At 45.7% G+C, this 13,884-nt stretch carries 7 protein-coding genes; 4 read left to right on the forward strand and 3 right to left on the reverse strand.

Annotated features, from left to right (window positions below; genetic code table 11):
- Window positions 1-2 precede the first annotated feature (2 nt).
- The 3 genes from AB4274_RS10720 (at window position 3) to AB4274_RS10730 (ending at window position 3,222) form a co-directional block, all read left to right on the forward strand.
- Window positions 3-1,697, forward strand: coding sequence for an ABC transporter ATP-binding protein (locus AB4274_RS10720; protein WP_372111993.1), 1,695 nt, complete (start codon window positions 3-5; stop codon window positions 1,695-1,697).
- Window positions 1,694-2,533: an energy-coupling factor transporter transmembrane protein EcfT gene (locus AB4274_RS10725; protein ID WP_048609820.1), complete on the forward strand. Its 840-nt coding sequence runs from the start codon at window positions 1,694-1,696 to the stop codon at window positions 2,531-2,533. Before AB4274_RS10720 ends, AB4274_RS10725 begins: the two co-directional genes overlap by 4 nt.
- A 224-nt stretch (window positions 2,534-2,757) precedes the next feature.
- Complete coding sequence (locus tag AB4274_RS10730; RefSeq protein WP_372111995.1) at window positions 2,758-3,222, forward strand: TetR/AcrR family transcriptional regulator; 465 nt, start codon at window positions 2,758-2,760, stop codon at window positions 3,220-3,222.
- A gap of 98 nt (window positions 3,223-3,320) precedes the next feature.
- Here AB4274_RS10730 and glgB read toward each other — a convergent pair whose 3' ends face one another.
- From glgB to AB4274_RS10745, 3 genes are all read right to left on the reverse strand, one after another.
- Complete coding sequence (gene glgB / locus AB4274_RS10735; RefSeq protein ID WP_372111997.1) at window positions 3,321-5,501, reverse strand: 1,4-alpha-glucan branching protein GlgB; 2,181 nt, start codon at window positions 5,499-5,501, stop codon at window positions 3,321-3,323.
- Between the two features lie 175 nt (window positions 5,502-5,676).
- On the reverse strand, window positions 5,677-7,857 hold the full coding sequence (gene malQ, locus AB4274_RS10740) for a 4-alpha-glucanotransferase (RefSeq protein ID WP_017067441.1): 2,181 nt from the start codon (window positions 7,855-7,857) through the stop codon (window positions 5,677-5,679).
- Window positions 7,858-8,042: 185 nt separating this feature from the next.
- A complete protein-coding gene (locus AB4274_RS10745) occupies window positions 8,043-10,496 on the reverse strand; it encodes a glycogen/starch/alpha-glucan phosphorylase (protein WP_069597239.1) in 2,454 nt (817 codons plus the stop codon).
- Between the two features lie 567 nt (window positions 10,497-11,063).
- On the opposite strand from AB4274_RS10745, the gene malT reads away from it, so the two are divergent.
- Entirely contained in the window at window positions 11,064-13,772 is a 2,709-nt protein-coding gene (gene malT / locus AB4274_RS10750) for an HTH-type transcriptional regulator MalT (protein ID WP_017061867.1), read from the forward strand.
- The last annotated feature ends 112 nt before the right edge of the window (window positions 13,773-13,884 follow it).

The raw sequence follows: 13,884 nt of genomic DNA on the forward strand, positions 1-13,884 counted from the left end.
TAATGACTATAGCATTTTCGAACTTCTCTTTTAGATATGAGTCGCTGGATAAACCGACGCTAAAAAATATCAATCTAAGGATAGAGAAAGGAGAGAAAATCGTCATTATTGGACCAAGCGGTAGTGGTAAATCTACCCTAGGTCAATGCCTTAACGGTCTGATTCCTCATGCTATCAAAGGTGAGGTGACTGGCTCTCTAGAGATCAACGGTAAGAACATTTCTGATTTTTCTATGCACGACTATACCGAGCAGGTTGGCACAGTATTACAAGATACTGATAGCCAATTTGTCGGTTTGAGTATTGGCGAAGACATCGCATTCGCACTGGAAAATCAGTTAGTGTCGAACATTGATATGTACCCTCTGGTTAAGTCGACAGCAAAAATGGTCGACTTAGCAGATATGCTTGATCGCTCGCCACATGATTTATCCGGCGGCCAGAAACAACGCGTGTCATTAGCGGGCATCTTAGTTGATGACGTTGACATCCTGTTGTTTGATGAACCTTTGGCTAGCCTTGACCCGAAAACGGGTAAAGCGACTATCGAAATCATCGACCAACTGCATAAAGAAACCAACAAGACTATAGTCATCATCGAGCATCGCCTTGAAGATGTACTACATCGCGATATCGATCGAGTGATCTTGATGGAGCGCGGTGAAATTGTCGCGGACATGACACCCGATGAAATCTTAGCTTCTGAACTGCTTGAAACACACGGTATTCGTGAACCACTTTATTTATCTGCTCTGAAGGCAGCGAAAGCACCTTTGACCAGTGAAGATAAGCTATCAAACCTCAAAGCTCTCGATTACAAAAGATTCCGCCCTGCGGTTCAGGCTTGGTTTGCAGAGCGCCCGACTCCAGTTGCCGAGAAGCAGTACCAACCTTTGCTTGAGGTCCACGGCCTGACTTACTCTTACGATGGTGAAAAGAACGCTCTCGAAGATGTCAGCTTTAAGATTGGTAAGGGTGAGTTCGTTTCAATCTTAGGCAAAAACGGTTCAGGCAAATCTACCATCACTAAACTCATCATGGGTGTGATCGATGCCGATTCAGGCTCTTCCTATCTAAATGGTGAAGACCTATCTGAGCTTTCTATCTTTGAAAGAAGCCAGAAAGTCGGTGTCGTGATGCAGAACCCAAATCATATGATCTCGCATCATATGATTTTTGATGAGATTGCTTTTGGTCTTCGTAACCGCAACATTGCAGAAGAGCTGATCACAGAAAAAGTAGAGCATGCTCTTGAGTTGTGTGGGCTGAGTAAGTTCCGCCACTGGCCGATCGAAGCACTGAGCTACGGTCAGAAAAAACGAGTAACCATCGCTTCTATTTTGGTGCTGGAGCCAGAGCTTCTTATCTTGGATGAGCCAACAGCGGGTCAAGATTACCGCAACTACACCTCAATGCTGGCGTTTATCCAAAAGCTTAACCGCGAGTTAGGTATCACCGTCGTGATCATTTCACACGACATGCACCTTGTTCTAGAGTACACCACACGCTCAATTGTCATTGCTGACAGCAAGCTGATTGCCAATGCCGCGATGACGGAAGTATTCAGTCAGCCATCACTTCTAGAACGTGCAAATCTTTGTACCACCAGCATTTATGAACTCGCCACTATGATGAAAATCGACGACACCAATGCGTTTATGCAGTACTTCATCGACTACGAGAGAAGCGCTCAATGAACGCATCAAAAGTAAAATTCGGCATCAATTACATTGATACAAAATCACCGCTTCATGCACTTAACGGCATCACCAAATTTGCGCTCTTCTTAGCTTGGGTAACCGTGGTCTTAACTACGTTCGACCTAAGATTGATTGCACTGCTTATTGTGACTGGTTTATACCTGCTAAAGCTGACCAATGTGCCTGTACGCGTGTACAAGCCTTTGTTATTAGGAACGGCGAGTGTATTAAGCCTAAATGCTCTGTTCATGTACCTACTGGCTCCACAGCAAGGTACTGAGCTCATCGGCAGCGAAACCTTATTGCTGACATTGCCGGGTAACTACTCGTTGAGCCAAGAGACTCTGTTTTACTTGGTTACTGTGACGCTCAAATACATGAGCATGTTCCCGATAGCGTTGATTTTTGTCTTCACAACGCATCCAACTGAGTTTGCAGCGAGCCTCAACCGTATCGGTGTTCCCTACAAGATCGCCTATGCGGTCAGCTTAACACTGCGTTACTTGCCAGAAGTTAAAAAAGACTTCATCAATATCATGCATGCACAGCAAGCTCGTGGTGTAGAGCTCTCAAAGAAAGCGCCCCTAATTACTCGAATCAAAAATGTAGCTAAGGTTCTAGGCCCGCTCATTTTCTCTAGCTTGGACCGCGCAGACGAGATCTCTAACGCAATGACATTACGAGGTTTTGGTCGACACAAAGCACGCACTTGGTATAGCTATGCACCTTTGAAACGTATCGATTTTGTTTGTTTAAGTGTCATCGCTTTTATCGTGGTGTTAGCCATTGCGAAACGCATTCTAGAGCCGCAGTTATTTTGGTATCCGTTCTAGTCATCTGAATTAGCAAAGATAAACAAAGACTTTAAATAACACACCGCTCAATAGGGCGGTGTTTTTGTATGGACTCAAAGCCTGGTCAAAATTCAAGCGAACGAGCTATAGCTATCGACTTTTGACGATAAACTAACGCTTTTTTACCTCTAGCGTTTGAGATATCTATAAGAAACTCTTAATATATGTTGTTTACAGAATGTTACACTCAATAGAGATTTGTAATGGCTCGAATTACTCAAGTACAGAAACTAGAAAACCAAAAACACTACGATGAAATCGTACTAAACCTTTTTCTGGCTGAAGGACATGAAGCACTAACTTATGCAAGGATTGCTCAAGAAATTGGCATTAGTTTAACGACGCTTCAGGGCTATTATCCGTCGACACGCGCTATTCGTTCAGTACTTCACGGACACATGTTATCGATCGTTATAGACAGTCTAGACTTTTCATCGGAAGCGCTTTTTATCCAATCTTGGCAAGCCGCTCTAGATAATGAGCAGTTTCGATACGTGATTAAATTGATGTTTTTCCATGCTTCGCAAATAAAGAACCCTGAGCAATTTAACCTCAGCTCGAACGGCGAATTTCGTGAAAAGATGTTGGACAGTTTAGGCAACGACTCAGTTCGAATCCTTGAAATGGTAGTCGGACGCTCAATGTTCTATCTCACCAACTTCAAGTAACGCTAACCAGCTTACTGAAATAGAAAAAGGGAACCCTAGGGTTCCCTTTTTTAGACTTTCAGAAAAGTGAGCAGCGATGACCTGCTCAACTTATAGACCTAATTTAGCTTGTAAAAAACGGTCGATAACGGCGGCAAACGCAGCTCAATCGATGTGTCTAGCCCTTCGCTCTCTACAGATTCAATCTCAGCAGTCTGCTTCACTTCAAAACCGCTGCCTGCATAGTCGACAGAGTCTGTATTCAACAACAATGCATATTCACCTTTTGCAGGAACACCTAAGCGGAAATGCTCGTGAGGCACTGGCGTAAAGTTAGACACTATCAATACTCGCTCACCAGATTCACTGATGCGCTCGTGCGCAAGAATGCTCGCTTCAGCAGAGTCCTGTAGACGCCATTCAAAGCCTTTCGGATCAAAATCAAGATCGTGCATTGCAGCTTCAGAGCGGTACAGATTGTTCAGGTCTTTCGTTAAACGCTGAACACCTTGATGACGCTCGTAATCCAGCAAAAACCATTGCAGCTGGTCGTCATGGTTCCATTCAGCCGTCTGACCAAATTCTGCACCCATGAAGTTCAGCTTCTTACCTGGTTGCGCATACATGTAACCCATATAAGCACGTAGGTTTGCCGTTTGCTGCCATTCATCACCAGGCATCTTGTTGTGGATAGAACCTTTACCGTAAACCACCTCATCGTGAGACAGAGACAATACATAATTCTCACTGTGTGCGTAAACCAGTGGGAAGGTAATCGTATCGTGGTGATATTTACGGTTGATTGGGTCTTCTTGAATGTAAGACAAGCTGTCGTGCATCCAACCCATGTTCCACTTAAAGCCAAAGCCTAAGCCGCCCATAAAAGTCGGTGCTGAAACACCAGGGAAAGCCGTTGATTCTTCCGCAATGGTCATCGCATTCGGGAAGTGTTTATACACTTCTTCGTTCATCCACTTAAGGGTTGCGATAGCGTCGTAGTTTTCGTTGCCGCCATCCGCATTCGGGATCCATTGGTCATGGCTACGCGAATAGTCGAGGTACAACATCGAAGCAACCGCATCAACACGGATGCCATCGATATGGAATTGTTCGAACCAGTAAAGAGCGTTTGCTACCAAGAAACGACGAACATGCTCTTTGCCTAAATCGTAAATGTACGAGTTCCAGTCTTGATGCCAACCACGACGTGGATCTGGATCATGGAACAATGGCGTACCATCGAAGTTTGCTAGGCCGTGATCATCACTTGGGAAGTGAGCAGGAACCCAGTCCAGAACAACGCCAAGACCCGCTTGGTGACATTGATCGACGAAGTATTTGAAATCATCTGGAGAGCCAAAACGGCTAGTCGGTGCAAAAAGACCAACAGGCTGATAGCCCCAAGAACCGTAGAATGGATGTTCTGAAACTGGCATTAGTTCAACGTGCGTGTAGCCAAGATCCGTTAGGTATGGGATCAGCTCTTCCGCAAGCTCGCGATAATTTAAGAATTCACCTTCAGCGTTACGCTTCCAAGAACCTGCATGCAATTCATAGAACGAAAGCGCTTCTTTGCGCTTTTGCGTTACCGGGCGATTTTGCCATTGAGTATCTTGCCACTGGTAACGAGCGTGATCGTAAGTTACAGATGAGAACGATGGGTATTGCTCAGAGTAGAAACCCCATGGGTCAGCTTTGTGTGGTAAGCCTTCGCCATTTGGTCCTTTTAATTCAAACTTGTATTGAGCGCCTTCTTCCAGTTCAGGAATGAATAAGCCCCACATACCGTAATCTAGGCGTTGCATTGGGTGGCGGCGACCATCCCAAGCGTTGAAGTTACCCACCAAGCTTGCCGCAGTTGCATGCGGTGCGTACACCAAGAAACGCGTACCTGAAATCGTCTGTCCATCACGCTCTAGCGTAATAAACTGAGCCCCCATGTGATGATACATATCTTTCGGTGTATGAAGATCTTCATAACTCGCATATAGATCGTGGTACTGATACGGATCATCAATGATCTGTTCTACGCCAGCCCAATCAACCGCAAGCTTATAGTGAGTGAAACGTAAGTCTCTCTCTTGCTTAAGAATGAAACCACTTTCACCCTCTCGCGCTAACTCAATACGAGGTTCCTTTCCAACAATCAACTCGACTTTATCTGCCCCAGGAATCCACACACGTAATGCACCTTGCTCAGAAGGTAGGTATGGCCCTAAAAACGCGAATGGGTCTGTGAAACAAGCCTGTGATAGTTGGGTATATATTTGTTTTTGCTTTGAAATCGAACTTAGTTCCAAAACGTTTCTCCCTAACCAAACATCCAAAAAACATAATACAAAAATGCCCGCTATTAGTGCGGGCAATATAACGACGGTTTATTCTACCAGATGAGCATTCATTATTGAGTGACCGAGGTTGTAGTTTCGTACGGCGTAAGCAAAAAACCACCTAATTTCAAGTCACTCAATATCATTACTTACCTGCTTTTTCTCGAACGTCAGTCAGCTTAGAAGCGATACGATTAACGCCTTCGTGAGCAAATATTTCGTCCAAGTTCATTGATAGTTTACGACGCCAGTTAGGGTATTCATCAACCGTGCCAGGAATGTTTACTGGCTTGTCCATCTCTAGCCAATCTTCTAGCTGAACGCTCAGTAGTGTTGAACCACCAGCCGCTACGTGCAGTTGAAGTGCCTCAGCAAGGTAAGAGTCCATCGGTACTTGGCTCGCATCGCGGCCCACACCTTCTGGTAGGAAACCATGCCATGCTACTGAATCTAAGATACCTTGCTTGCACTCTAGGCGGTCATCGAACAAGGTTTCTAATTGTTCTGCATCTGGGTATAAGCCAATCTCTTGGCCCATTTTTAGGTCATCACAGTGCCAAAAGCCGCGAAGCGTTGGCATATCGTGAGTACACAGCGCCGCCATCGATTGTGATGCGTAGTGTTTTGGTGAGATGAAACCACCGTCGTCTTCTGATGTTTCGAAGAAGAACACTTTGTAAGAATGCACGCCAGCATCTGCAAGGATGTCGACAATCTCATCCGGTACCGTACCTAAATCTTCACCGATAACGCTACATTGGTAACGGTGAGACTCAAGCGCCAGAATAGACAGCATATCTTGTACTGGATAGTAGATATACGCTCCCTTAGTTGCGTTCTCACCTTTTGGAATCCACCACAAACGCAGTAGACCTAAAACGTGGTCAATACGCAGTGCACCACAATGCTTCATGTTCGCACGAAGTAGCTTGATGTAAGCGTCGTAGCTTGTTTCTTGAAGCACTTCTGGGTTTAACGGAGGTAGACCCCAGTTCTGACCCAAAGGACCAAGAATATCAGGTGGAGCACCAATGCTCGCATCCATCACTAGGTTGCCTTCGTCAGCCCAAGTCTCGCTGCCTGAATCTGCAACACCTACCGCTAAGTCACGGTACAGGCCAACAGCCATGCCCTTCTCTTCTGCAAGAGACTGTGCATCGTTGATCTGGCAATCTGCTAGCCATTGCAGGTACATGTACAGATGAACGTTTTCTAAGTTCTCTTTGATGTATTTCTGTGTCGCTGGGCTGTCGAATGTACGGTACTTCTCAGGGAATACCGGCCATCCCCACATGCCAGAATCTTCTGCATGCAGTTCACCATGTAGAGCATCAAACGCCGCTTGATGCATCAGGCTATCGCCACCCTCTTCTACGAAGGCTAAGAACGCTTGTGCACGGTCGCTGTTTTTGTCTAGATGACGAGTCTTAAATTCTGCGAATAGCAGAGGCAAGATGCTCATCTTAAGCTCAGACACTTCGGTGTAGTTTACCCAGTGTGCTTCACGCGCTTTTTGTAGACGCTGTTGGAACTCTGCGCTGCCGACTGTTTGTTGTGCTTCTGCACTTAGTGCAAATTCAGGAACTGAACTCACATCAATGTATAAGATGTTCAACCAGCGACGAGAAGATGGGCTATATGGGCTCGCACCTTCAGGGTTCGCAGGGAACAATGAGTGAATTGGGTTTAGACCAACGAAGTCACCACCACGAGAAGCGATATCCGCAACAAGCTGTTTTAGGTCTCCGAAATCACCAATACCCCAGTTATGCTGAGTTCTTAGGGTATAAAGTTGAACACTGGGTCCCCAAAGCTTTTTGCCTTGCTCGATTGGTGACTGCTTGAAACACGCTTTTGGCGTAATAATCAGTGTCATCTCGTAAGGCTTCTTACGGCGCTTACGGCTCACAATGAGCTTGTGATAACCCCATGCCAAATCACTCGGCAATGCAAACACTAAAGGGCCACCCTCGGCACGCTCGTCACGAATGACTTGAGATTGAAGATAGCCTTCAAGTACCTCTCCTTGCTCGGTTTCTAAGCGCCAGCTGAACTCACTTTCACGAGCACTTACACCTAGATTAAGCGCCACTTCTACTGGCTCACCGTCACGCAAGACAAGAACTGGGTCTAGTACATCTTTTTTGTGTTTTCTTTCTGCTGACTTAAGCAGTGCATCATCGCTGCTTGTATCGTAGCCCAACGAAGCCAATAGAGACGTGATCGTCTCGTCTGATACTTGTGCTTCATCGCCCCACGCACTAACGTAACTGTCGGCAATGTTTGCCATTTCTGCGACTTGTTTTAATACGGTCTGTTCTTTCATCGCTCTCTCCGAAAACGTTCTGACGCTTTCTATTTTGTAGGGTTGTTAATTTAATTTTTACTAATCAATTAGCTTGTGACAATCGGTTTGTAAGCAGCTTGTTTATAAACGAAACCTTTAAGCCTTTCGTTTGCTCACAAGCTAATTGAGCCAAGGCAGAAACTGCCTTGGCTACTTTGGAAGTATTAACGGTTAACCGCTTCAAGTTTCCAGATGTTGTTCACGTAGTCGCGGATAGAGCGGTCTGATGTGAACTTACCAACCAATGCTGTGTTAAGAATTGCTTTCTTAGCCCAACCTGCTTGGTCTTTGTATTGCGTGCCCATGTCTTCGTGCGCTTTCACGTAAGATGCGAAGTCAGCAAGACATAGGTAAGGGTCACCACCGTCTAGCAGGCTATCAAACGTTGCACGTAGAAGGCCTGGTTGACCTGGAGTGAACTCATCGCCAGTCAGTAGGTCTAGAGATGCTTTCAGTAGTGGGTCTGCATTGTAGTAGTCGTATGGGTTGTAGCCTTGAGCTTTCAGAGCTTGAACACCATCAACGTCTAGGCCGAAGATGTAGATGTTTTCATCACCCACTTCTTCACGAATCTCAACGTTTGCACCATCCATCGTACCGATAGTTAGCGCGCCGTTTAGAGCCATCTTCATGTTGCCCGTACCAGATGCTTCTTTACCCGCTAGTGAGATTTGCTGAGAAACGTCTGCTGCAGGGATGATGATTTCAGCCATGCTTACACGGTAGTCAGGAATGAATACCACTTTCAGTTTGTTACCGATGCGAGGGTCGTTGTTGATCTTCTCTGCAATCTTGTTAACCGCGAAGATGATCTCTTTCGCTAGGTGGTAACCCGGTGCTGCTTTCGCTGCGAAGAAACATACGCGTGGCTCACACTCGAAACCAGGTTCGTTAAGAATACGGTGGTACAGAGATAGAATGTGTAGCAAATCTAGGTGCTGACGCTTGTATTCGTGAAGACGTTTGATTTGAACGTCAAAGATAGCGTTAGTATCTAGCTCGATACCCATGTTCTCTTGAACCCAATCAGCTAGGCGCTGTTTGTTTTCTTTCTTAACAGCCATGAATTCTTTTTGGAATTTCGCGTCTGTTGCAAACTTAGCGATGCCTTCTAGCTGCTCAAGTTTTGCTGGCCATTCAGTGCCGATCTTACCCGTGATTAGCGTAGATAGACCTGGGTTACAGAACTTCAACCAACGACGTGGCGTGATGCCGTTCGTTACGTTAGTCAGTTTACCTGGGAAGATTTCGTTGAACTCAGGGAACAAGTCTTTCTTAACCAGTTGTGAGTGAAGCGCAGCTACACCGTTTACTTTGTAAGAACCAATCACACATAGGTTTGCCATGCGAACCATGCGGTGGAAACCTTCTTGGATGATAGAAAGCTTCGCTTGCTTCTCACCGTCACCAGGCCACATCTTGCGAACTTCTTGCATGAAGCGGTGGTTGATTTCAAAAATGATTTCCATGTGACGTGGAAGAAGACGGTTGATCAGTGATTCAGACCAAGTCTCTAGTGCTTCAGGAAGTAGTGTGTGGTTCGTGTATGCGAACGTATGAGCACTGATTTCCCATGCTTGGTCCCAAGATAGACCTTTCTCGTCAATCAAGATGCGCATTAGCTCAGGAATCGCAATCGTTGGGTGCGTATCGTTAAGCTGAATCGTTTCTTGCTTAGGCAGATCTTCTAGAGAGAAACCTGCTGCTTCGTGACGACGTAGAATATCGCGAACAGACGCTGCTGAGTGGAAGTACTGCTGCATTAGGCGCAGAGTCTTGCCTTTCTCGTGGTTGTCGTTCGGATAAAGTACTTTAGTGATGTTACCTGCATCGATTAGCGAGTGTTGCGCTTCGAAGTAGTCACCGTTGTTAAAGCTTGCTAGTGAGAATGGTGCAATTGCCTGACATTCCCAAAGACGCAATGGGTAAACCGTGTTTGACTCGTAACCTACGATAGGTAGATCCCAAGGCATTGCTTTCACTTCCATACCTGGAACCCAAGTACGTACTTCTTTACCGTCGATGAATTCAACTTCTACATGACCGTAAAAACCAATGTGTTGTGCTAGTTCTGGACGAGCCACTTCCCATGGGTAACCTTCAACACCGCGCCATGCGTCAGGTGCTTCTTGTTGGCGACCGTCTTGGAAAGACTGCTTGAATAAACCGTATTCGTAGTGAAGACCGTAGCCTACTGTTGGGTATTCTTGAGCGGCACAAGAATCCATGAAACAAGCAGCTAGACGACCAAGACCACCATTACCTAGTGATGGGTCACGTTCTTCTTCTAGAAGGTCAGTTAGGTTTTGACCTAGCTCTTCCATTGCATGAGTGATCTGTTCGTATAGACCCATGCTGATCAGGTTGTTACCTGTTAGACGGCCAATCAAAAACTCAAGTGATAGGTAGTTAACGCTCTTCGCGTTCTTAATTTTTTCGTCATTTTCAGTTTCTAACAGATCAAATGTTGTGAGTTCTGCTAGCGCACGCCCCATTGCTAGATACCATGCGCGGCTATCTGCGTTTTCAATCGTTGTTGCGTAGGTTGCAGATAAATGTTTCTTAACACTCTCTTGGAATGACACTTTATCGAAAGTTTTTTGCTGAGTTGGTTTCATTTCAGAAATCTCGCTTTTAATAGTTCTAATTCATCTGTGACATATCGTGCATGGTCACCATAAACTAAACATCCTCCCGCTAATGCAACTGACTAGGAGTAGATGGGAGGGCGTAGGGGGCGTACCGACTTAGGGTTAGTGATCTGACTCTCATGTTCTGACTGCGAACAAAAACTTGGAGTGACTAAGATCACAAGCTCCCGTTCGATAACTTAACTTCAATTGATGTGACTTTTATTTAACCCATTTAAAGTCATTGCCAAATCTGAGTTTCAGATCACGAAAATAATTTCCAACTCTCATCTTTTGCATTGATTCCCGTGTAGGGATGAACGAAGTCACATTCACAAACCAACCCGCAACGTGAGCAAAGTCTCAAATAAAGGGCGTAGACACCCAAAAACATGCAGGAGTGCAAGGTTTCTGAGGAGGATCGTAGTCGGTAACGTTTGGCTTCACGTAATATGAGTAAAGACTTAAGTAATTAGGCTCATGTCATTGGAGTGCACTCAACGATAGATTGGGATATTCCAGAACATAGCCACGGAATAGGTGTAAAACTTCGATATGTGGATCCCTTCGAAACTGACTCGTCCCGGCCGCTTACATAATGCAATCCTACGACCTAGGGTTCTCGATCTGCTTCACAATGCAGATTGCTATAAGCTTGTGTTGTTCCGCTCTCCAGCGGGCTACGGCAAAACCACCATGGCTGCACAATGGTTGGTAGATAAACCTAATGTGGGTTGGTACAGCATTGATGATAGCGACAATGATGCCTTCCGCTTTATCAACTACCTACTTCAATCACTTAATAAAGCGACTCAAAATGCCTGTCCGAATGCCCAAAAACTGGCAGAAAAGCGACAGTTTTCATCGCTGCATTCTTTATTAAGTGAAGTATTTGCCGAGATGTCGGAATTCCATCACGAGTGCTTTCTGGTGTTGGATGACTATCACTTGGTCAACAATGACGACATCCACGAAGCCATGCGCTTCTTCCTCAAACACATGCCCGATAACCTAACGTTGGTTGTCACCAGTCGTGGTACGCCACCACTTGGTACAGCAAACCTGCGCGTTCGTGACTTAATGATCGAATTAGGTAATGACTCGTTGGCGTTTGATACCGAAGAAACCACACGCTTTTTCAACCAACGCGTAGCCGACGGCATTGATGACACCACGGCAGATAGCATTTGTAGTTATGTAGAAGGTTGGCCTTCTGCACTACAACTTATCGCGCTACAAGCACAACACCAAAAACGCACTCTTGCACAGTCCGCAGAGTCATTCTCTCACTTTAACCACGCCCATCTTTGGGACTACTTGGTTGAAGAAGTATTCGACCTGCTAGACAAAGAAACCCGACAGTTCTTGATGCAATGTTCTGTGCTTGATCACTTCAACGATGAGCTTGTGTGTGCACTTACACAGCGTGAAGATGCGTTAGGTATGATCGAATCACTCAACCGTTTTGGTTTGTTCATCTACCCGCTTGAAGGTGAAAAGAACTGGTATCGCTTCCATAACTTGTTTGGTGAATTCCTCGCACATGAGCGCCAAGCTCGAATTCCTCAGCAAGAAGCTGAACTGCATCGAAGTGCTGCAAAAGCGTGGATCAAGCAAAACACACCACACCAAGCACTACGTCACGCACAGCGCGCTGAAGATCCAGAACTGATCATTCAAATCCTGACTGAGCACGGTTGGCCGATGTTCAACCAAGGTGAGCTTTCGTCATTAGAAATGGCGATCAAACAGCTAACCACAGATCAACTATACAGTGAGCCAAAGCTTTCGATGTTGCGTGCTTGGCTTGCACAAAGTCAGCACCGTTATGACCAAGTGGGTACTTTGTTGGAAGAGGCTGAGACTCAATATCAAGCTCGAAACATTGAACTCGATACTCAGCAGCAAGGCCAATACAACGCCTTACGCGCACAAGTTGCCATCAACAGCAATGAGCCTGAGAAAGCATTGGAATTGGCTGAGCTTTCGTTGAGTCAGTTGAACACCACCGTTTATCGTAGCCGCATTGTCGCAACCTCGGTTGTAGGCGAAGTGAATCACGTAATGGGTAACCTAAGCCGTGCGCTACCGATGATGCAACAAACAGAAAAACTGGCACGTCAGTATCAGGTTTACCATCAGGCCCTGTGGGCGATTCTGCAACAAAGCGAAATCTTGATTGCTCAAGGTTATGTTCAAGCTGCATTTGAGCTACAAGACAGTGCATTCAAATTGATTGAAGAACATCAGCTGCAATACGTACCTCTGCACGAATTCTTGCTGCGTGTTCGCGCTCAGATCTTCTGGTGTTGGAACCGACTAGATGAAGCGGAAGAGTGTTGCTACAAAGGCTTAGATATCCTTGGTCACCACTCTCCGAGTAAACACCTGCACAGCTATTCTATGTTGGCTCGTATTTCATTGAGCCGTGGTGAGATTGATAAAGCGTCGAAATTTATCGACCAGATTCAGCACCTATTGCGTCAATCGACTTACCACGTAGATTGGACGGCAAATGCTTCTCTTTCTTTGATTCTGTTCTGGCAAGTAAAAGGCGATAAAGAAGCTATCCGTGATTGGCTGAGTGTGGCTGTTCGACCTGAATCGGCAAGTAACCACTTCTGCCAACTTCAGTGGCGAAACATCGTTCGTGCTCACATCATCCTTGAGCAGTATGAAGACGCAGAAGAAGCGCTGACCTTCCTTAAGAGTGAAGCCCAGCGTTCGCACCTGATTACAGACACCAACCGCAACTTGATCGTTGAAGCCGTGTTACGTACACAAATTAACGATGAAGACAGCGCACGAATACTACTCGAAGAAGCGCTTCATATGACTAACCAAACCGGTATGGTCGGTAACTTCTTGGTAGACGGTGGGACTATCGGGCATATCTTGGATAAGTTGAGCAACAAGCCAGGCTTAGGTGATTTAGAACGTCACCGCGCACAACAAATCATGAAAGATATTTCCGCGACCCAACGCAGCCGCTCGGTTCACTTCGATGAAGACTTTGTTGAGAACTTGGTTAATCACCCGAACATTCCTGAGCTTGTGCGTACTAGCCCACTCACCCAGCGTGAATGGCAAGTACTTGGTCTGATCTACTCAGGATTCAGTAATGAGCAGATCGCTCAAGAACTCGATGTAGCGGGTACCACAATCAAGACTCACATCCGTAACCTTTACCAAAAGCTCAACATTGCTAACCGTAAAGAAGCAATCAGCACAGCGGAGAACTTGCTGCAGTTGATGGGGTACTAAAACGGATTCGAGATTCGAGATTGATTCGAGATTGATTCGAGATTGATTCGAGATTGATTCGAGAAAACATAAGCTAGTCACCGATGGTGGCTGGCTTTTTTTTGGTTCATCG

Origin of the sequence: Vibrio sp. 10N.261.55.A10 (genome assembly GCF_041470825.1) — a bacterium.
In the GTDB taxonomy this organism is placed as follows: Bacteria; Pseudomonadota; Gammaproteobacteria; order Enterobacterales; family Vibrionaceae; genus Vibrio; species Vibrio crassostreae_C.

What these genes read in the sequence shown, in the direction of transcription:
- AB4274_RS10720 (WP_372111993.1), top strand. Translation starts at nt 3, where the DNA reads ATGACTATAGCATTTTCGAACTTCTCTTTTAGATATGAGTCGCTGGAT.
- AB4274_RS10730 (WP_372111995.1), top strand. Translation starts at nt 2,758, where the DNA reads ATGGCTCGAATTACTCAAGTACAGAAACTAGAAAACCAAAAACACTAC.
- AB4274_RS10745 (WP_069597239.1), bottom strand. Translation starts at nt 10,496, where the DNA reads ATGAAACCAACTCAGCAAAAAACTTTCGATAAAGTGTCATTCCAAGAG.
- AB4274_RS10725 (WP_048609820.1), top strand. Translation starts at nt 1,694, where the DNA reads ATGAACGCATCAAAAGTAAAATTCGGCATCAATTACATTGATACAAAA.
- malQ (WP_017067441.1), bottom strand. Translation starts at nt 7,857, where the DNA reads ATGAAAGAACAGACCGTATTAAAACAAGTCGCAGAAATGGCAAACATT.
- malT (WP_017061867.1), top strand. Translation starts at nt 11,064, where the DNA reads ATGTGGATCCCTTCGAAACTGACTCGTCCCGGCCGCTTACATAATGCA.